This is a genomic window from Paracidovorax sp. MALMAid1276, from assembly GCF_049198005.1.
GTDB lineage: Bacteria > Pseudomonadota > Gammaproteobacteria > Burkholderiales > Burkholderiaceae_C > Acidovorax.
This window is the reverse complement of record NZ_JBMIRS010000235.1, coordinates 1-19,096: the sequence shown is the minus strand read 5'-3', so window position 1 is coordinate 19,096 and position 19,096 is coordinate 1. Positions and strand designations below refer to the sequence as shown.

At 66.8% G+C, this 19,096-nt stretch carries 17 protein-coding genes, 1 other RNA gene and 1 pseudogene; 16 read left to right on the top strand and 3 right to left on the bottom strand.

Annotated elements, in window-relative coordinates; genetic code table 11:
- Positions 1-24: 24 nt before the first annotated feature.
- Together ACOQFS_RS19170 and ACOQFS_RS19165 are read left to right on the top strand one after the other, a co-directional pair.
- Entirely contained in the window at positions 25-729 is a 705-nt protein-coding gene (locus tag ACOQFS_RS19170; protein ID WP_421564413.1) for a glutathione S-transferase N-terminal domain-containing protein, read from the top strand.
- A 133-nt stretch (positions 730-862) separates the two neighbouring features.
- Complete coding sequence (locus tag ACOQFS_RS19165; protein ID WP_421564412.1) at positions 863-1,060, top strand: hypothetical protein; 198 nt, start codon at positions 863-865, stop codon at positions 1,058-1,060.
- Positions 1,061-1,105: 45 nt separating this feature from the next.
- On the opposite strand, the gene ACOQFS_RS19160 is transcribed toward ACOQFS_RS19165, so the two are convergent.
- Positions 1,106-1,990, bottom strand: coding sequence for a LysR substrate-binding domain-containing protein (locus ACOQFS_RS19160; RefSeq protein WP_421564411.1), 885 nt, complete (start codon positions 1,988-1,990; stop codon positions 1,106-1,108).
- Positions 1,991-2,104: 114 nt separating this feature from the next.
- On the opposite strand from ACOQFS_RS19160, the gene ACOQFS_RS19155 reads away from it, so the two are divergent.
- Entirely contained in the window at positions 2,105-3,307 is a 1,203-nt protein-coding gene (locus tag ACOQFS_RS19155; protein ID WP_421564410.1) for an MFS transporter, read from the top strand.
- A gap of 56 nt (positions 3,308-3,363) precedes the next feature.
- On the top strand, positions 3,364-4,182 hold the full coding sequence (gene dkgB / locus ACOQFS_RS19150) for a 2,5-didehydrogluconate reductase DkgB (protein WP_421564409.1): 819 nt from the start codon (positions 3,364-3,366) through the stop codon (positions 4,180-4,182).
- Between the two features lie 187 nt (positions 4,183-4,369).
- On the opposite strand, the gene ACOQFS_RS19145 is transcribed toward dkgB, so the two are convergent.
- Positions 4,370-4,531, bottom strand: a complete 162-nt coding sequence (locus tag ACOQFS_RS19145; protein WP_421564408.1) for a hypothetical protein — start codon at positions 4,529-4,531, stop codon at positions 4,370-4,372.
- Here ACOQFS_RS19145 and ACOQFS_RS19140 point away from each other — a divergent pair.
- The 7 genes and pseudogenes from ACOQFS_RS19140 to ACOQFS_RS19110 form a co-directional block, all read left to right on the top strand.
- Positions 4,528-4,687, top strand: a pseudogene (locus ACOQFS_RS19140) (tripartite tricarboxylate transporter substrate binding protein); the annotation flags it as partial. The gene ACOQFS_RS19145 and the pseudogene ACOQFS_RS19140 sit on opposite strands and share 4 nt — an antisense overlap.
- Positions 4,688-4,956: 269 nt before the next feature.
- The gene (locus ACOQFS_RS19135) at positions 4,957-6,642 is read left to right on the top strand and encodes an MBL fold metallo-hydrolase (protein WP_421564407.1); all 1,686 of its coding nucleotides are present in this window, start codon (positions 4,957-4,959) and stop codon (positions 6,640-6,642) included.
- Positions 6,643-6,839: 197 nt separating this feature from the next.
- Entirely contained in the window at positions 6,840-7,634 is a 795-nt protein-coding gene (locus ACOQFS_RS19130) for an rRNA pseudouridine synthase (RefSeq protein ID WP_421564406.1), read from the top strand.
- Positions 7,635-7,830: 196 nt separating this feature from the next.
- Positions 7,831-9,093: a YjgN family protein gene (locus ACOQFS_RS19125; protein ID WP_421564405.1), complete on the top strand. Its 1,263-nt coding sequence runs from the start codon at positions 7,831-7,833 to the stop codon at positions 9,091-9,093.
- Positions 9,094-9,287: 194 nt separating this feature from the next.
- On the top strand, positions 9,288-10,514 hold the full coding sequence (locus ACOQFS_RS19120) for a M48 family metallopeptidase (RefSeq protein WP_421564404.1): 1,227 nt from the start codon (positions 9,288-9,290) through the stop codon (positions 10,512-10,514).
- Positions 10,515-10,743: 229 nt separating this feature from the next.
- Complete coding sequence (locus ACOQFS_RS19115) at positions 10,744-11,220, top strand: hypothetical protein (protein WP_421564403.1); 477 nt, start codon at positions 10,744-10,746, stop codon at positions 11,218-11,220.
- Positions 11,217-11,630 carry a hypothetical protein gene (locus ACOQFS_RS19110; protein ID WP_421564402.1) on the top strand — a complete coding sequence of 138 codons (414 nt, stop codon included), beginning with the start codon at positions 11,217-11,219 and terminating at the stop codon, positions 11,628-11,630. Before ACOQFS_RS19115 ends, ACOQFS_RS19110 begins: the two co-directional genes overlap by 4 nt.
- A 106-nt stretch (positions 11,631-11,736) precedes the next feature.
- Here the strand turns inward: ACOQFS_RS19110 and rnpB are convergent.
- An RNA gene (rnpB, locus tag ACOQFS_RS19105) (RNase P RNA component class A) lies at positions 11,737-12,181 on the bottom strand.
- Positions 12,182-12,484: 303 nt separating this feature from the next.
- On the opposite strand from rnpB, the gene cysK reads away from it, so the two are divergent.
- The 5 genes from cysK to ACOQFS_RS19080 all read left to right on the top strand — a co-directional run bounded on the left by cysK (position 12,485) and on the right by ACOQFS_RS19080 (position 18,961).
- Positions 12,485-13,402 carry a cysteine synthase A gene (gene cysK, locus ACOQFS_RS19100; protein ID WP_421564401.1) on the top strand — a complete coding sequence of 306 codons (918 nt, stop codon included), beginning with the start codon at positions 12,485-12,487 and terminating at the stop codon, positions 13,400-13,402.
- Between the two features lie 268 nt (positions 13,403-13,670).
- Positions 13,671-14,492, top strand: a complete 822-nt coding sequence (locus ACOQFS_RS19095) for an endonuclease/exonuclease/phosphatase family protein (RefSeq protein ID WP_421564400.1) — start codon at positions 13,671-13,673, stop codon at positions 14,490-14,492.
- On the top strand, positions 14,489-15,841 hold the full coding sequence (gene clsB / locus ACOQFS_RS19090) for a cardiolipin synthase ClsB (protein WP_421564399.1): 1,353 nt from the start codon (positions 14,489-14,491) through the stop codon (positions 15,839-15,841). The genes ACOQFS_RS19095 and clsB overlap by 4 nt, the downstream gene beginning before the upstream one ends.
- A gap of 112 nt (positions 15,842-15,953) precedes the next feature.
- A complete protein-coding gene (locus ACOQFS_RS19085) occupies positions 15,954-17,063 on the top strand; it encodes a lysylphosphatidylglycerol synthase transmembrane domain-containing protein (RefSeq protein ID WP_421564398.1) in 1,110 nt (369 codons plus the stop codon).
- A gap of 182 nt (positions 17,064-17,245) precedes the next feature.
- Entirely contained in the window at positions 17,246-18,961 is a 1,716-nt protein-coding gene (locus ACOQFS_RS19080; protein ID WP_421564397.1) for an NAD(P)/FAD-dependent oxidoreductase, read from the top strand.
- Positions 18,962-19,096: the final 135 nt, after the last annotated feature.

Sequence of the window (19,096 nt, the reverse complement as noted above, 5' to 3'; positions counted from 1 at the left end):
CCACCGGCTTTTCAGGAACCTCGCATGACCGATCTTTCCGCTTTTGCCATCACCCGCAAGTGGCCCGCCCTCCATCCCGACCGCATCCAGCTGTATTCGCTGCCCACGCCCAACGGCGTGAAGGCGTCGATCGCCCTGGAAGAACTGGGGCTGCCGTACGAACCGCACCTGGTCAGCTTCGAGACCAACGACCAGACCTCGCCCGAGTTTCTGTCGCTCAACCCCAACAACAAGATCCCGGCGATCCTGGATCCGAACGGCCCGGATAAGAAGCCGCTGGCCCTGTTCGAATCCGGCGCCATCCTGGTCTACCTGGCCAGCAAGACGGGCCAGCTGATGCCCTCCGACACCGCCGGGCGCTACGAAACGCTGCAGTGGGTGATGTGGCAGATGGGCGGCCTGGGCCCCATGTTCGGCCAGCTCGGGTTCTTCCACAAGTTCGCGGGTAAGGACTATGAAGATAAGCGCCCGCGCGACCGCTATGTGGCCGAGTCCAAACGCCTGCTCAAGGTGCTGGACGAACGCCTGCAGGGCCGCCAGTGGGTGATGGGCGATAGCTACACGATTGCCGACATCGCCATCCTGCCGTGGGTGCGCAACCTGGTGGGTTTTTACGGCGCGGGCGATTTGGTGGAGTTCGGCCAGTTCAAGGAAGTGCAGCGCGTGCTGGACGCGTTCGTCACGCGCCCGGCCGTGGCCCGCGGACTGAACATTCCTGCGCGCGGTTGAATCGCACCTGAATAGCGCCGGAGGCAAGGCACTGCGGCCTATCTGCCCCCGGTTTGACATCGCTCAAGCCTGCGGGCGCCGGGCACGGGGCCGCAGCCCCTACCATGGGCTCCACAAAAAAAGGGAGTGCCCCATGGGTTTGATGGTTGACGTTCTGGACCGGCTGGAGGCGCAAGACCTCCAGGCCGCCTCACAGGCTGCGCTGGCCGAGAACAGCGCAATCGCCTTGATCGAATTGCTGGAAATGTTGTGGAGCTGCGAGCCCCGCAGCGCCGATGCCGTGATCGACGCCGTACTTCAGCGGCTGCAGCAGCTGCGGGCCTTGCGGTGAGGAGGCTTTTCTGGACGAGGCTCGCCCAGGGTCGCCCGGCCCGGGTCAGCCCAACCGTTCCTGCAGAAAATCCAGAAAACACGCAATGCGCGCCGCCAACTGCGTGTTGCGGTAGTACACGGCGCTGACGGGCTGGCGCACCTCCACCGTGTCCTTGGCCAGCACCTGCACCAGGTGGCCACGCGCACGGTCACCAGCGGTCATGAAGTCTGACAGGCACACGATGCCCACCCCCTGCAGCGCCAACTGGCGCAGGGTTTCACCGCTGGACGCGGTCAGGCTGGGCACGATGGGCCAGGCATCGCCATGCGCGCCCCGCAGCGGCCAGTGGTTGAGCGACTCGGGCTGGTTGAAGCCCAGCAGCGTGTGGCGGGCCAGGTCGGCCACGCCCCTGGGCTTGCCAGCCCGCGCCAGGTACTTGGGGCTGGCCAGCACCCGCAGGCGGCTGGTGCACAGCGGGCGCGCGTGCAGGGTCGAGTCCTGCAGCTGGCCGATGCGGATGGCCACGTCGGTGCGCCGCTCCAGCAGATCGATGTTGAGTTCGTCCGTGTCCAGCTGCAGCGTGATCTGCGGATAGGCCTGGCGAAACGCAGGCACCAGCGGCACCACAGCGTGCAGCATGAAGGGTGTGGCCGCATTCACCCGCAGGCGGCCGGCGGGCTGCTGGCGCCGCGCGGCCATGTGCTCCTCGGCATCGTCGATGGACGCGAGGATGGCGCGTGTGCGCAGCAAAAAGGCCTGCCCCTCCTCGGTCAGCTCGGTGCGGCGCGTGGTGCGGCGCAGCAGCGTGGTGTCGAGCTTTTTCTCCAGCCGGCCCAGGGCGCGGCTGATGCCCGAGACGGTCTGGCCCAGCGCGTCGGCAGCGGCCGTGATCGACCCGCCATCCACCACGGCCACAAATGCCTGCAGTTCTTCGAGCGTGGTTTTCATGGGCTACCCCTCCAACGATTGTTGATTCACAGTCAACTATCCATGGAGCGTAACCGTCTTTTTCTGCAAGGCTGAAAAACCCACACTCCTTCCCACATCCACAGGAGTGTTTCCATGCCCATTGCCCTGTTTGCGCTGACGCTCAGCGCCTTCGCCATCGGCACGACCGAGTTCGTGATCGTTGGCCTGCTGCCCACCGTGGTGACGGACCTTGCTATCAGCCTGCCCTCGGCCGGGCTGCTGGTGAGCCTCTACGCATTGGGGGTTGCCATCGGCGCGCCCGTGCTCACCGCCCTCACGGGCAAGCTGCCGCGCAAGGCGCTGCTGCTGGCGCTGATGGCCTTGTTCACCGCCGGCAACCTGGTGGCCTGGCAGGCCCCCAGCTACGAGACGCTGGTGGCCGCGCGCATCCTCACCGGGCTGGCGCATGGTGTGTTTTTCTCGATCGGCTCGACCATCGCCACAGGCATGGTGCCGCGCGAGAAGGCCGCGAGTGCGATTGCCATCATGTTCACCGGCCTTACGGTGGCGCTGGTCACGGGCGTGCCGCTGGGCACTTTCATCGGCCAGCATTTCGGCTGGCGCGAAACCTTCCTGGCCGTCTCCGCGTTGGGCGTGGCTGCCTTCATCGGCAGTGCTCTGTTCGTGCCGCGCAACCTGGCGCATACCCCGCCCGCCTCGCTGTTGCAACAGGCCAAGGTGCTGGCCGAGCCGCGCCTGCTGCTGGTGTATGCCAAGACGGCCATCGGCTACGGCGGCACCTTCATCCCGTTTACCTTTCTCGCACCCATCCTCACCGACATCTCGGGTTTCAGCGCCAGCGCCGTGGGCTGGGTGATGCTGGTGTACGGTGTGTCGGTGGCCGTGGGCAACCTCTGGGGCGGCAAGCTGGCCGACCGGCTGGGCCCCATCCCGGCGCTGCGCATCATCTTTGCGCTGCTGGCGGCCGTGTTGCTGCTGCTGCAGTTCACCGCGCCCCACCCCTGGCTGGCTGTGGGCACCGTGCTGCTGTGGGGCGCCGTGGCGTTCGGCAATGTGCCGGGGCTGCAGGTGTATGTGGTCAAGCAGGCCGAACGCTTCACGCCGCAGGCGGTGGACGTGGCATCGGGCCTGAACATCGCCGCGTTCAACCTGGGCATCGCCGGCGCCGCGTGGGCCGGGGGCTTGATCGTGACGCGCCTGGGCCTGCAGCACACGCCATGGATCGGTGCGCTGGTGGTGCTGGTGTCGCTGGCCCTCACGCAGTGGAGCGGTGTGCTGGACCGGCGCAGCGGCATCCCCGTGCGCTCCGCCGGCCCGGTGCCCGTGGGGCATTAGTTTCCGTTTTCCCTCTGATCTTTCCCTTGTCACTCTCCGTCACTACAGGAACCGCCATGACATCCCCTCACCGCTCTCTTCCCGCCTTCGGCGTCGGCACCTTCCGCCTTCAGGGCCAGGTCGTGATCGACTCCGTGCGCAACGCGCTGGACCTGGGCTACCGCGCCATCGATACCGCGCAGATCTACGGCAACGAGGCCGAAGTCGGCCAGGCCGTCGCCGAAAGCGGCGTGCCGCGCAGCGAGCTGTTCATCACGACCAAGGTCTGGACCGACAACCTGCCCGCAGACAAGCTGGTGGCCAGCCTGAAGGACAGCCTGCACAAGCTGCACACCGACCATGTGGACCTGGCCCTGATCCACTGGCCCTCGCCAGGCGGCGCGGTGCCCGTGGCCGAGTTCATGGGCGCCTTGGCCGAAGCCAAGCACCTGGGCCTCACCCGGCAGATCGGTGTCTCCAACTTCACGGTGGCGCTGATGCGCGAAGCCATTGCCGCCGTGGGCGCAGGCGCCATCGCCACGAACCAGATCGAGCTGCACCCCTACCTGCAAAACCGCACCGTGGCCGGGTTCGCCCAGAGCCAGGGCATCCCGATCACCTCGTACATGACGCTGGCCTACGGCAAGGTGCTCAAAGACCCGGTGATCGAGGCCATTGCGCGCTCCCACTCGGCCACCCCGGCCCAGGTGGCGCTGGCCTGGGCGCTGCAACTGGGCTACGCGGTGATCCCCTCTTCCACCCGGCGCGATAACCTGGCGAGCAACCTGAAGGCGCAGCAGCTGCGCCTGAGCGATACAGACATGGCGCAGATCGCTGCGCTGGACCGGGGCGGCCGCATGGTCGACCCCGAAGGCCTCGCACCCGCCTGGGATTGATTAGGTACATCCCCCTGAGTCGCTTCGCGCCTTCCCCCTTCTCTCGAATTGCTGCGCCATTCGGGAAGGGGGACACTGCCAGCGCGGCGGGGCGGCCCTTGCGCGGCAGCCCTGGCATGGGCAGCGCCAATTTCTCGGCCTGGGAGCAAGCGACACATGGTGTCGTGAAGCTGCAAGGAAGCCTGCCTCAGACGCCTGCCACCACGCGCACGAATGCGGGCACCACACCCAGTTGGTCATCGCGCCGTTGCACCGCATGCACATCCGCGCGGGGCGACTTGGCGCCCAGGCCCTTGAACACCACGCGCGGTCCGAACAAGGTGCCCAGCGACGAGGGCACCAAGGTCACATTCGGCCTACCACCTGGGCAACCCTGCCCTTACACCCAGCCAGCCCTGGGAGGCCAAGGACTCCGCGCCCGTGGCCCTGCTCACCGTGAGCCACCAACGTGATTGCGGCTCACCCCTCGGTGCCAGCCAACAAACTCAGGGAATTCATCGCCTACTGGTGAAGACCGAAACCGCCAAGACCATCAAGGCCCCCGGCATCAAGGCGGACTGACCCGCTTCCAGCCCCTCCTATGCACCTCCTCTCCCGACGCACCGTGCGCCGGGCGGGCAGCGCTTTGCCCATTTTTTCCTGAAAGGCCACCCACCATGCAACGCACCTACCGCAGCGGGCAGATCGTGCCCCGCTCCAACCAGGGGCCACAGGCGCCGCCTTGACGAAAGCAGCCGGCCGGCAGGCTGCAGGGCAACGCCGGATAATGGCCCGATGCCCCGCACCAACCAACAACTGCACCCCCACCGCGAACCTGTTGCCACCCGTCCGGCCGCCACCGTGCTGCTGCTGCGCGATGCCCCGGCCGAGGGCGGGCTGGAAGTGCTGATGACACGGCGCTCGCCCACGGCGAGCTTTGCGCCCAACGCCTATGTGTTTCCCGGCGGCGGCATCGACGCGCTTGACGCCGCGCCCGCCACCCACGCGGCCGCTGACCGCCGCCCCCAGCAAAGCGACCTGCGCCTCACGCAGGCCATCGCGGCCATTCGCGAGAGTTTTGAAGAGCTGGGCATTTTGCTGGCCCGCCATGCCGATGACCCTCGCAAAGGGCAGATGGCCGACGCCAGCGACATCGCCGCCATCGACCGCCACCAGCCCTTTGCCGCGCAGTGCCATGCACGCGGCCTGCGCCTGGCGGCCGACGGCGTCTACCTGCTCGCGCACTGGACCGCCGACCGCGATCTGGCGCGCCGCTTCGACGTGCAGTTTCTGGTCGCCCGCATGCCCGAGGGCCAGGAGCCCGTGGCCGATGAGGCTGAGCAGTTCGAGCCCGTGTGGGTGCGCCCGGCCGACGCGCTGGCGCGGCACGAGGCGGGTCAGTTCTTCATGATCTTCCCCACCATCCGCACGCTGCAACGGCTGGCAAAGTTTGCCAATGCCCAGGCCGTGCTGGACGCCGTGGCCAGCGAACAGCCCCTGTGGGTCAGTTGCCCCCGCGCCGGCACGCTGGCCGGCAAGGAGGCGCGCTACATGGAAGATGACATGCCCTTTGGCGAGCTGGCGCTGGTGTGCCCCGACGGCCAGATCGTGCACCCGCTGGACTGGCAGACCGAGCGCCCCGTGCCGCTGCTGCGCAACGTGCAGCGCCTGACGGCCCCCAACCCGGGCGTGATGACCGGCCCCGGCACCAACAGCTATTTGGTGGGCGACCCGGCCACCGGCTACATCGCCATCGACCCCGGCCCGGCCGATGCCGAGCACCTGGACAAGCTTTGGCGCGCTGCGGGCGGCGACATCCGCATGATCGTGTGCACACATTCGCACGCCGACCACTCCCCCGGCGCTGCGCCGCTGCAGGCGATGTGCGTGCAGGCGGGCAAGGCGCGCCCGCCCATCCTGGGCCTGCCTTCAGCCCCCACGGCGCGTGCCGCCAGCCAGTTCACGCCAGACCGTTCGCTACAAAATAATGAGCTTCTGGTACTTGAAGGACAAGCGCCAGAGGGCCATATCACCCATACCCTGCAGATCATCCACACCCCCGGCCATGCCGCCAACCACCTGTGCCTGCGGTTGGTGGAAGACGCCCTGCTCTTCAGCGGCGACCACATCCTGAATGGCAGCACCACCGTGGTGGACCCACCGGACGGCAACATGGCCGACTACCTCGATTCGCTGGACCGCCTGGACGCCGTGTGTGCCGAACACGATGTGGAGTTCATCCTGCCCGCGCACGGCTACGTGCTGGGCAATGCGCGGGGAGCCATCGCCAAACTCAAGGCCCACCGCCTGGCGCGCGAGGCCAAGGTGCTGGCCGCCATGCAGGCGCTGCCACACGGCACCATGGAGGACTGGGTGCAGCATGCCTACGACGACGTGCCCCCGCGCATGTGGCCCGTGGCCCAGCGCTCACTGCTGGCGCATGTCGACCGCATCCGCGCGCTCCAGCCCGGGAACAACTGAAGCCCCCTTGAGGCGCTGCGCGCCTCCCCCGTCAGGGGGCCGCCACCGGTGACCCACCCGACAGAGCCAGTTCCACGGTGGCAGTGGCTTTGGTCAGCGCCGGCTGAGGTCAGGGTAGACAATCACGCCTTGCTTGCCACCGCGCTTTCAGCCCTCCGCGCATCTGCGGCCTTGGCGAACGCTCACCTATTTCCCCCATGACCGAAAAGAACCCTGACCCCACCCACATCCGCCTGGCCAAACGCGTGGCCGAGCAACTGAACTGCTCGCGCAGCACGGCCGAGCAATTCATCGAAGGCGGTTTTGTGAGCGTGGACGGCCGGGTGGAGGAAGCTCCCGGCGCGCGCGTGCGCCCCGACCAGGCGGTGGCGGTGGCACCCGATGCCAGCCTGCTGGAGCTGACCCCGGTGACCTTGCTGCTGCACAAACCCGCAGGGTTTGACGCGGGCCTGGGCATGCCAGGCGCACCCACAGGGCAAGCAGCCCACGCCAGCCGCAGCCAGGGCGCGCCTCAGGCCATGGCATTGCTCAACACGGCATCGCACCTGCCCGAAGACGCCTCGGGCATTCGGGTGCTGCAGCGCCACTTCAAGCAACTCGAATGCTTCACACCCCTGCCCACCGAGGCCAGCGGGCTGGTGGTGTACACGCAGGACAAGCGCATCGCGCGCAAGCTGGCCGAAGACATCGAGGTGCTGGAGCAGGAATGCATCGTCGAGGTGAAGGGCGAGATCGCACCCAATGGCCTGCAGCGCCTGTGCCACGGCCTCAGCTTCAACGCCCGCCCGTTGCCGCCCATCAAGGTGAGCTGGCAGAACGAGACCAAGCTGCGCTTTGCGCTCAAGGGCATCCGCCCCGGCCAAATCCCGGCCATGTGCGAAGCCGTGGGCCTGACGGTAGTGGGCATCAAGCGCATCCGCATCGGCCGCGTGCCGCTGGCCAAGGTGCCCGAGGGGCAATGGCGCTACCTGCAGCCGTGGGAGAAGTTCTGACAGCGTTGGCCCCGACGGCCCTGCGCTGCGCGGCCTCGGTGACTGCGACGGAGCTACGTTGCACCTGGCCCAAAAGCTACCAAAAACATAGCTATTAGCGCTTACCCAGCAAGCGCCAGAGGCATTTTTGGCTTAAAACGCCGCTCCCCGGTGCGCTGCTACACTGCGCGGCAAACAAACACACAGGAGGGAATGGATGAGCCAAGTTCCATCAGACAGCGCAGGCGGGCCAATGTCGACCTTCATGCCGCAGAACATCGATGCCTACCCGCTTGAGTTCACCGGCAGCGGGGGCGAATACTTCCGGGTCTGGATCGTCAACGTGCTGCTGTCCATCGTCACCCTGGGCATCTACACGCCCTGGGCCCGGCGCCGTACCGCACAGTATTTCTACAGCCACACCCTGGTCGCGGGCAGCCCGCTTGAATTCACCGCGCAGCAACGCCGCATGGTGGTGGGCTTTGTGCTGCTGATGCTCATCACCCTGGCCTACAACATTGCCGTGAACACCGGGCAGGACCTGGCGGTGGGCCTTTTTCTGCTGGGCGGCGCGTTGCTTGCGCCCTTCATCTGGGCCAGCGCCATGCGCTTTCGCCTGGGCGCCACGCGCTGGCGCGGCCTGCGGCTGCAGTTCGCCGCCAGCTGGAAGGAGGTCTACACCGCCAGCTGGCCCGTGTTTGCCATCGCGCTGATCTGGTTCGGCGTGTTCTATGGCCTGCAGCTGCTGTCGCCCGAGCTGGCGCAGGCCCTGGAGGCGGTGGAAGACGAGGGCGAGAAAGCGCCCATGCCCGGCTTCACGCCCGGCATGGGCGGCCTGCTGGCGCTGGGCGTGGTGCTCACGCTGTTGTGCATCATCCGCCTGGAGTTCAACTACAAGAGCCTGCTGGTGCGCAAGGCCCAGGTGGGTGCCGAGCGCGGCCGCTGGAAGCCGGTGTACATGGATTTTGTGAAGGTCTGGCTGGCCACGGTGGCCGTCTTCATTCTGTTCGTGGTGGGCCTGAGCGTGGTGCTGAGTGCGCTGGCCGGTGGCTCGTTTGCGCTGATCGCATCGCAAAGCTCGCGCATGGGCCTGTGGCTGTTCGTGCTGATCATCGTGGCCTTCGTGGGCGTGTTCTTTTTGCTGCTGCTCGCTTCGGCGCCCGCACGCGCGTACCGCGAAGCGCGCATGTTCCAGCTGATGTGGGACAACATCGGCGTGAGCCACGTGGCCCGCTTCAAGTGCCAGCTGCGCACCAGCAGTTTTGTGTGGTTGCGCATCAAGAACATGCTGCTCACCCTGCTGACCCTGGGCTTTTACCGCCCCTTCGCCCGCGTGAGCGAGTACCGCATGAAGTGCGATTCCGTGACCCTGCACGTCAAGGGCGGGGTGGAGCAGGTGGCCGGCGCCATGGTGCGCCAGCAGCAGGGCGGGCTGGGCGACGCACTGGCCGATGCAGCCGGTTTGGACCTCATTGGGTAAGGCATCCCCCCCGGAGGCGCCGCGCGCCTTCCCCCTCTCTCACAGGGCTACGCCATTCGGGAAGGGGGAGGCCGCCAGCGCACGCAAGTGCAACGCTGCATTCGCAGCTGGGCGGACCTTGCGCGGCGGCTGCTCGCCTGGATGGCGCGAGCTTCGAAGGCACCGAGCTCCCTTCTACGTGACGAACGACTGAGATGAACGACCCCCTACACGCAGCATCTCCCATTCCTGGCCGCTGGTTCGACGGCCAGAGCAGCAGGGCCCGCCCCGTGATGGTGAGCCTGCAGGCCACGCCCCAGGGCCCCTCGCTCGCGCTGCACCCGCTCTCGCAGCCGGGCGCCCAGCCTGTCGTGTTTGCGTGGAAGGACGTGGGCTGGCCCGAGGCCTGGAACGAGCGCAAGGCTCAGCGCCTTGTGGTGGTGGACCTGCGCGATCAAGGCAGCCTGGAAATCGATGCCGTGACCGAATGGCGTGCCGCCCTGGCCGCCGCGGGCGAGCGCCCCGGCATCGCCCAGCGCATGCAGACCCGCTGGCCGGTATTGCTGGGCGTGACCGTCGCTGCCGCCATCGGCCTCACGCTGTTCTACCGATACGGCACGCCCTGGGCAGCCACGCAGCTCACGCGCTTCGTGCCGCTGTCGTGGGAAGTCGCCATGGCCGAAAACGCGCTCCAGCAGATGGACGACGGCACCTTGAAGCCCAGCAAACTGCCCAAGGAGCGCCAGGACCAGCTCAAGGCCCGCTTCGACACGCTGGTGCAGCAGGCGCCCAAGACCTTGCACCGCTACCCCGACTACCGCCCGCCGCTGTCGCTGGAGTTCCGATCCGGCATGGGCGCCAACGCGTTCGCACTGCCCGGCGGCAAGATCGTGATGACCGACGGCATCGTGAAGGCCGCCGCCGACAAGGGCATGGACGACACCGCGCTGGTGGGCGTGCTGGCCCACGAGATCGGCCACGTGATGCACCGCCACACCACCCGCATGGTGGTGGAGCAAGGCGTGCTGAACATCGGCCTCGGCCTGGCGCTGGGCGACGTCTCGGCCATCGTCTCCACCGGCGCCTCGGTGCTCACCGGCCTGGCCTACAGCCGCAGCCACGAACGCGAGGCCGACTGCTACGCCATCGCCGTCATGCGCCATGCAGCGCTGCCCACTGCGCCCATGGGGAGGCTGCTGCTGGCGATTGCGCGGGATGAGGAAGAGGAGGAACGAAAAGAAAAAGAAAAAGGCATGAAGAGGGGGAAGGACCAGGGGGAGCACAGCGCCACCACCGCTGCCGGTGAGCCCGGCTCCAAGAGCAATCACCGCACCGAGCCCCAAGCGCACCCGGTGTGGTCACTGCTCAGCAGCCATCCCGACACCGTGCACCGAGCCACCGAGCTGGAACAGGGGCATGCGCCGCATTGCGGCAAAGGCTGAACAACGCCTGCTGCAGCGGCATCCACAGTGCTCGGCCAAAGTGCGTCAAATCTGGTTACCCCAATAGACACAAGGTAACGGCCATTGGCCTCTTCATACAGAGAATTATCGGCTCGCGGCCACCAGCTGTTGTGACGGGACGGAGTCCATGTCGAGACGTCCTCAGGCACTACAGACAGGCCCCTTGTTCTTTGCCTCTCATCACAGCTCTCCTCACCTCTCCAACTCCATGAGCACGACACTCACAGCACTTCAGGCCTATGTAGGCAAGCCCATTTCCGGCATTTGTTCCAATGGTTTTGCCGCTTCAAGCCAAAATCATTGCGCACATTTTGTAAGTCACGCGCTCGGCATCAAGCTGGGAATGCTGTGTGGCGATATGGCGTTCAAAACGAAGAAAACAGGTGCATCCATCCGCTGCGATGAGTTGTACAACCGGCTGCCGCAGCGGGGCAAATGGGAAAACAAACCAGCGATGACGGACGGCCTTTTGATCTTTGTCCTGTCTGCCAAGAACGTGGTCAACAATCTCATGGCGCCCGTTCCACAAAAGCACGTGGGGATTCACTATGGAGGCATGGTGTTCAACTTCTCCAACAGCCAAAGCAAGGTGGTGGCCGACAACTCGGTGGAAGCCTTCCACAGCAAGTTCAGAAGCGCGTACGCCGGGAACGACATTTCTTTGTACTTTGGAGTAGTGCCATGATGCGGCCGTTGCGCGCGTTTGGCACAACCGTCCTGCTGGGTGGTGCATTGATCGCCCCAGCTATCGGAGGGCCGACATCCACCGTCGCCAGCAGCTCTGCCGACCCCGTGTCCACACAGAAGGCACTGCGGGCCTTGTTCGCCGCCGCCAACGATTCCATTCCGGCGGCATCCTCCTGCCATGGCAACTTCGGCCCATCGGGCCAGGCCAAGGTGAAGGACCTTCTCGCGATGCGCATGGCCTACCTGTATGCGGGTGTCAATGTGATCGAGGGCGGTTGCAGCATCACCCAATGCGCGGTTTCGATCAAACACGCAGCGGGGGAAGACGTGGCCTCTGCGGTCATTTCGTTCAACATCAGTGCAGGAAAAGCGCGGGCGTCTTCACTGCAGTGCGTCATCACGCCCTGACGCCAAAGCTGCGGGAGCAGGCAGCAGCAATGTAGAGCGCGACAACATCAGCAGAATTTGCGACCGGGAACCGAAGCACCGTGCCGCATCAAATACGACACTAATAGTGTGAAGCACACCGATAAGCCGGATTCTGTGCACCACGGTTGCCCGCAGTGTGACCGCCATTAATCTGGGCCGGGGGTCGCCCACCCGGCTCGGTGCTACCTACCCGCCAGCTCTGCGGAACCACATCAACGCTGGCCTACTTGGTATTGCTGCGCGTAGAGATTGCCCGTTTCACCCGAAGCGGGCGTGCCGCCCGCTTCGGGTGGCTAGGGTCTTTGCGGCTTGCGCCGCAAACCGTCTGGCTTGCGCCAGCCGTGTCCGCTTGCGCGGACGACCGATAGAACACCTTTGGTGGCTTGCTGTGCCCGCTCCGACTCGTCTCTGTTGCTCTGATCCTCACCTCACGGTGGGCAGCCGTTAGCTGCTACGCTGTCCTGTGCAGTCCGGACGTTCCTCCAGTGCCTGGTTTCCCAGATTGCACCAGCGGCGGTCTGGCGTGCTTCACGGGCGGGATTATCCCACCGCTGGGGCACTGCGTGGCCCCCTGGGCACCGCGGGTCGTACCGCGCAAGGCTGGTTTTTCTTCCTTTGCCGTCGATGTCCCTTCGCCCGCGCAGACTCCCAAAGCTGACGGTGGCGAGGGGCATGCCCTATATCCATATAGCCGGCGCCGTAGATCAAGTGGTTCAGAATGCGCGTCACGCGGCGATGTCCGCGCCCTGGCTTCGACAGGCTCAGCCCGAACGGTTTATGTCAATTGAACGGGCTGCGCCCCTCTCTTTTCCCTTCCCCTCACAGGAGACGCCATGAAAGTTGAAAACATTCTGCAGACCATTGGCAACACGCCCCACGTGCGCATCAACCGCCTGTTTGGCGCGGGCGCCAATGTGTGGGTGAAATCCGAGCGCAGCAACCCCGGCGGCTCCATCAAGGACCGCATCGCGTTGTCGATGGTGGAAGACGCTGAACGGTCTGGCGCGCTCCAGCCCGGCGGCACCATCATCGAGCCCACCAGCGGCAACACCGGCATCGGCCTGGCGCTGGTGGCGGCCGTCAAGGGCTACAAGCTCGTTCTGGTGATGCCCGACAGCATGAGCATCGAGCGCCGCCGCCTGATGCTGGCCTACGGCGCGCAGTTCGACCTGACCCCGCGCGAAAAAGGCATGAAGGGCGCGATTGCCCGCGCGCAGGAGCTGCAGGCCCAAACGCCCGGCGCGTGGATTCCGCAGCAGTTCGAGAACCCCGCCAACATCGACGTGCACGTGCGCACCACGGCAGAGGAGATATTGGCGGACTTCCCCGATGGCATCGACGTGCTGATCACCGGTGTGGGCACGGGCGGCCACATCACGGGCGTGGCCCGGGTGCTCAAGCCGAGGTTTCCGAGCCTCAAGGTGTTTGCGGTGGAGCCCTCGGCCTCTCCGGTGATCTCGGGCGGGCAGCCTTCGCCCCACCCCATCCAGGGCATTGGCGCGGGCTTTGTCCCCAAGAATCTGGACACCAGCCTGCTGGATGGCGTGATCCAGGTCGATGCCGAGCCCGCACGCGAATATGCGCGGCGCGCCGCCCGCGAGGAAGGCCTGCTGGTGGGCATCTCGTCGGGCGCCACGCTGGCCGCCATTGCGCAGAAGCTGCCCGAGCTGCCTGCGGGTGCCAAGGTGCTGGGCTTCAACTACGACACGGGTGAGCGCTATCTCTCGGTGGAAGGCTTCCTGCCCGCGTGAAGACGGGGCACTGCGGGGCATCGCCCCCCGCGCGCGGCACGCCGCGGGCGGCGGCTGCCATCCACAGCAAAGGGGCCGAATGGCCCCTTTTTGTATTCCGGGCCACGCAGCACAGCACAGAAGTACGGCAAAACGTCCTACACCCAGCGCGCCCGTGCGTCAGAACAATGGGCTCATGCGCCCCTCACCGCTGCTGCCGCAGTGGCCGACACTGCCGCACGGCACGCTTTCGCCGGGGCGCACATCGCCACACCAAAAGATGTTGCCCATGGCCGCCATTGCCACCGACCTTCCCTTCACCGCCGCAGCCTCGCAGCCCGGCCCAGCGCCCGTTGCGGGTTCCGGGCCCATCGCGTTCAAGGTGCTCACCGTGAACGTGCACAAAGGCTTTACCAGCTTCAACCGCAGATTCATGCTGCACGAGTTGCGCGATGCCGTGCGCGAGGTGGCCGCCGACCTGGTGTTTCTGCAAGAGGTGCTGGGCTCGCACCACCGGCATGCCAGCCGGTTTGCCAATTTTCCGCAGGTTCCGCACTACGAGTTTTTGGCAGACACGATCTGGTCGCAATATGCCTATGGGCGCAATGCCGTGTATGACAACGGCGACCATGGCAATGCATTGCTGTCGAAGTTTCCGATCACGCACTACGAGAACCACGACATTTCCATCAGCGGCCCCGAGCGTCGGGGCATGCTGCACTGCGTGGTGCAGCCGCCCGGCCACCACCTGCCGGTGCATGCCATCTGCGTGCATCTGGGCCTGCAAGAGTCGCACCGAGCGCAGCAGGTGCGCCGCGTGTGCGACCTGGTGCGGACGTTTCCGGCGCACGAGCCTGTGGTGCTGGCCGGCGACTTCAATGACTGGCGCCACCGTGCGCACGATGTACTGCGCCGCGAGGTCGGCCTGCACGAGGTATTCGTGCAGGCATGCGGGCGCGCGGTGCGCACGTTCCCCGCATCCATGCCCTTGCTGGCGCTCGACCGCATCTATGTGCGCAATGCTTCCGTGCATTCGCCGCTGAACCTGCCCAGAAAGCCCTGGGACAAGCTCTCGGACCACGCCCCCCTGGCGGCGGAGATCTTGCTATGAGGCGAGGCTTTCGACTGCCGCCGCGCTCCTCGCGCTGGGTTCCGGGCAATCACTTCGAGTTGCTGGAGAACGGCGAGGAGTTCTTCCCCCGGGTGTTCGAGGCCATCGCCCAGGCCCGCTCGGAAGTGCTGCTCGAAACCTTCATCCTGTTTGACGACAAGATCGGCCGCCAGCTGCACGAGGCGCTGCTCAAGGCGGCCCGCCAGGGCGCGCAGGTGCAGGTGCTGGTCGACGGCTTTGGCTCGCCCGACCTGTCCGATGAATTTCTGGGCCAGCTGGCACAGGCCGGGGTGCAGTTCCGCATCTTCGACCCGGGGAGCAGCTTCATGGGCCGGCGGCTGAACGTGTTGCGGCGCATGCACCGCAAGATCGTGGTGGTCGATGGCACGCTGGGGTTTATCGGCGGCATCAACTATTCGGCAGACCATGTGGCCGACTTTGGCCCCGAGGCCAAGCAGGACTATGCCGTCGCGGTGCGCGGGCCCATCGTGGCGCAGATGCGCCAGTTTGCGCTGGATGCCGTGCTGAGCCCGACCGAGCGCAAGCGCGAGCAGCGCCTGCGCAGGCAGCAGGCCCGCGAGGCCCGGCGCCAGCAGCCCGCCGACATGCCGACGCCGGAAGCCCCGCACGCGGGCAGTGCCGACGCGATCTTCGTGACCCGCGACAACGAGGGCCACAGGAACGATATCGAGCGCCACTATCGCGTGGCCCTGCGTGCGGCGCGCAAGCGCGTGGTGGTGGCCAATGCGTATTTCTTTCCGGGCTACCGCTTCATCCGCGAGATGCGCCGCGCCGCGCGCCGCGGCGTGGATGTGCGCCTGATCCTGCAGGGCCAGCCCGACATGCCGATCGTGAAGACCGCCGCAAGCATGCTGTACGACCACCTGCTGCGCGCCGGGGTGCGCATTTACGAATACTGCGACCGTCCGCTGCACGGCAAGGTGGCGCTGGTCGACGATGAGTGGTCGACCGTGGGCTCCAGCAACCTCGACCCGCTGAGCCTGTCGCTGAACCTGGAGGCGAATGTCATCATCCGCGACCGGGACTTCAACGCGCACCTGCATGCCCGGCTGGCGCATCTCATGGAGCACAGCTGCCGCCAGATCGACGCCACGCCGCGCGGCTGGTTTGACGGCCTGCGCCTGGTGCGCAGCTATGTGCTGTTTCACCTGATGCGCTGGTTCCCCACCTGGGCCGGCTGGCTGCCCCGCCATGAGCCCGCCATCACGGTGGTCAGACCTCCGTCGCAGCAAGAAACGGGGGCCCATGCACCGCCCCCGGCCTCGCGCTCCGCAGACGGCGACAGTCACCGCCAGCAGGAGCGGCGCGAGTCAGGAGTGGCGGCCTGAATTGAACTGAGGAGCGTTCCCCGAAGGGCCCGCGCAGTGCAGCGCAGAAGCCTTCGCTGCATCCAGTGCCCCCTCCCTCGCCAGCCTCGCCTCCAACCCAGCCCTTGATTTCATGGCCGCCACCCACCACTCCCCTCCGGTTGCATCGGCCGAGCACGCCCAGTCACAACACCGGCGAGCGCGGGGTGGACAGGGCGCATCGGGCGCACAACGCCGGCCTCGCGGCCCCCGGGGCCTGCGCGGGATCACGCAGCGGCCCTGGTGGCCGTGGCTGACGCGCGGCCTGGCCGCCGCGTTCTTTGCCGTGGTGGCCACGCTCATCGTGCGGCAGGCCCGCACGGTGGACTGGCCCGCCGTGTGGCAGGCGCTGCTGGCCCTGCCTGCCAGCGTGCTCGCCGTGGCGGGCGCGCTGGCCGTGGCCAGCCACTGCACCTATGGCACGTTCGATCTGATCGGCCGCCACTGCACCGGCCACCCGCTCTCGCGCGCGCGAACGCTGCGCATCGCCATGACCAGCTACCCCTTCACGCTGAACCTGGGCTCGCTGATCGGCGGCGTGGGCGTGCGCTACCGCCTCTATGACCGGCAGGGCGTGAATCCGGGCACCATTGTCCAGGTGGTGGGTACCAGCATCCTGACCAACTGGGTGGGCTATCTGCTGCTGGCCGGGGTGCTGGCGTGGGTCTGGCAGCCGCCGCCCGTGGCAGGGTGGGGGGTGCAACCCTGGCAGTGGCGGCTGGGCGGCACGCTGCTGGGCTGCCTGCCCGTGGTGTATATCGCGCTGTGCGCCGTGCGCGGCGGCCGCGCGCTGACGCTGCGGGGCCATGCGTTTCCGCTGCCGCGCTGGCGGGTGGCGCTGTGGCAGGTGGGGGTGTCGGCCACCAACTGGATGCTGATGGGCGCCGCGCTGTGGACGGTGCTGCAGGGCCAGGCGAGCTACCCTGCGGCCCTGGCGACGGTGCTGCTGGGCGCGGTGGCCGGGTTGGTGCTGCGGGTGCCCGCGGGCCTGGGCGTGCTCGAGTCGGTGGGCGTGGCGCTGCTGACCACGCAGGCGCTGGGCCAGGAAAAGGTGCTGGCCGCACTGCTGGCCTACCGCGCGCTGTACTACTTCGGCCCGCTGGTGCTCGCTGCCATGGCCTTTGGCGTGGCCGAGCTGCGCTGGCGCCAGCAGACCGGCGCCGACGGGGTGCCCCAGCAGTCCAGCGCCAAAAAAACTGCATAAAAATGCCTTTTACCGCTTACTGTATAAGGATTGTTTGCTATTGATTTATTAGCAATCCGTGCAATCTTGCTTGCAGGAGCGCAGCCCGTGAAGCCCCACCCGCTTTCACGGGCACCGGGCGCCCCGTATCATGCGGGCCCCACGCATTGCCTGCTGCCCGATCACTACGGGCCCCGAAGCACATGATCCGACTCTCTGAAATCCGGCTGCCGTTCACCGCCGCCGAAGCCCCCGAGGTGCCCCTGCGCGCCGCTGCCACGCAGATCCTGGGGATCACCGACGCCGACATCGCCCACCTGCACGTCTTCAAGCGAAGTTTCGACGCGCGCAAGGCAGACCTGCTGGCCGTGTACATCGTGGACATCACGCTGGCCCAGCCCGAACGCGAAGCCGCACTGCTGGATCGCCTGGCTGGCAAGCCCCATGTTCAGCCCACCCCCGACATGGCCTGGCACCCGGTGGGCCAGGCCCCTGCCGAATTGCCCCTGCGGCCCGTGGTGGTGGGCTTTGGCCCCTGCGGCATCTTTGCGGCACTGGTGCTGGCGCAGATGGGCTTCAGGCCCATCGTGCTGGAGCGCGGCAAGACCGTGCGCGAGCGCACCAAGGACACCTGGGGCCTGTGGCGCCGGCGCGAGCTGCATGCCGAAAGCAATGTGCAGTTCGGCGAAGGCGGGGCCGGCACCTTCAGCGACGGCAAGCTCTACAGCCAGATCAAGGACCCGCGCCACCTGGGCCGCAAGGTGATGCACGAGTTCGTCAAGGCCGGTGCGCCCGAAGAAATTCTGTACGTGGCCCACCCGCACATCGGCACCTTCAAGCTGGTGAAGGTGGTGGAAAACCTGCGCGAACAAATCATTGCGCTGGGTGGCGAGATCCGCTTCGAGCAGCGCGTGACGGATGTGGTCATCGAAGGCACAGGCGAGCAGCGCCACCTGCGCGGCCTGCAAGTGCTGAACCAGGCCACGGGCGAGACCACCGAGCTGCGGGCCGACCATGTGGTGATGGCGCTGGGCCACAGCTCGCGCGACACCTTTGCCATGCTGTACCAGCGCGGCGTGGCCATGGAGGCCAAGCCGTTCTCCATCGGCTTTCGCATCGAGCACCCGCAGGGCGTGATCGACCGCGCCCGCTGGGGCCGCCACGCGGGCCACCCGCTGCTGGGTGCGGCCGACTACAAACTGGTGCACCACGCCGCCAATGGCCGCGCGGTTTACAGCTTTTGCATGTGCCCCGGCGGCACGGTGGTGGCCGCCACCAGCGAGCCCCACCGCGTGGTGACCAACGGCATGAGCCAGTATTCGCGCAACGAGCGCAATGCCAATGCCGGCATGGTGGTGGGCATCGACCCGCGCGACTACCCGCAGGACGCCCAGGCATTCGAAACCCACTTGGGCCAGACCTTCGGCGTGGAGGCCCTGCCCGCCGGTCAGTTCCACCCGCTGTCGGGCAGCGTGCTGCAGCGCCAGCTCGAATCCAACGCCTTCGTGCTGGGCGGGCGCAACTACAGCGCACCGGGCCAGCTGGTGGGCGAGTTCATCGCGGGCAAGCCTTCGACCCAGCTGGGCAGCGTGGAGCCCTCGTACAAGCCCGGCGTGGCGCTGGGCGATTTGCACGCCGCCCTGCCCGGCTACGCCATCGAGGCCCTGCGCGAGGCCCTGCCCGCCTTCGGCCGCAAGATCAAGGGCTTTGACATGCACGACGCGGTGCTGACGGGTGTGGAGACGCGCACTTCGTCACCGCTCAAGATCGGCCGTGGCGAGAACCTGCAAAGCGTGAACACGCCGGGTCTGTACCCGGCGGGCGAAGGTGCCAGCTATGCGGGCGGGATTCTGTCGGCCGGGGTGGATGGGATCAAGGTAGGGGAGGCGGTGGCGCGCGCCCTGCTGGGCACGGGCTGAGGTGATGGGGCGACCTCGAAGCCAGGCGCCTGTCCACCCGTTCGGGCTGAGCCTGTCGAAGCCGGGGCGCCTCCCCATCCGTTCGGGCTGAGCCCGTCGAAGCCTGGGCGCCTCCCCCATCCGTTCGGGCTGAGC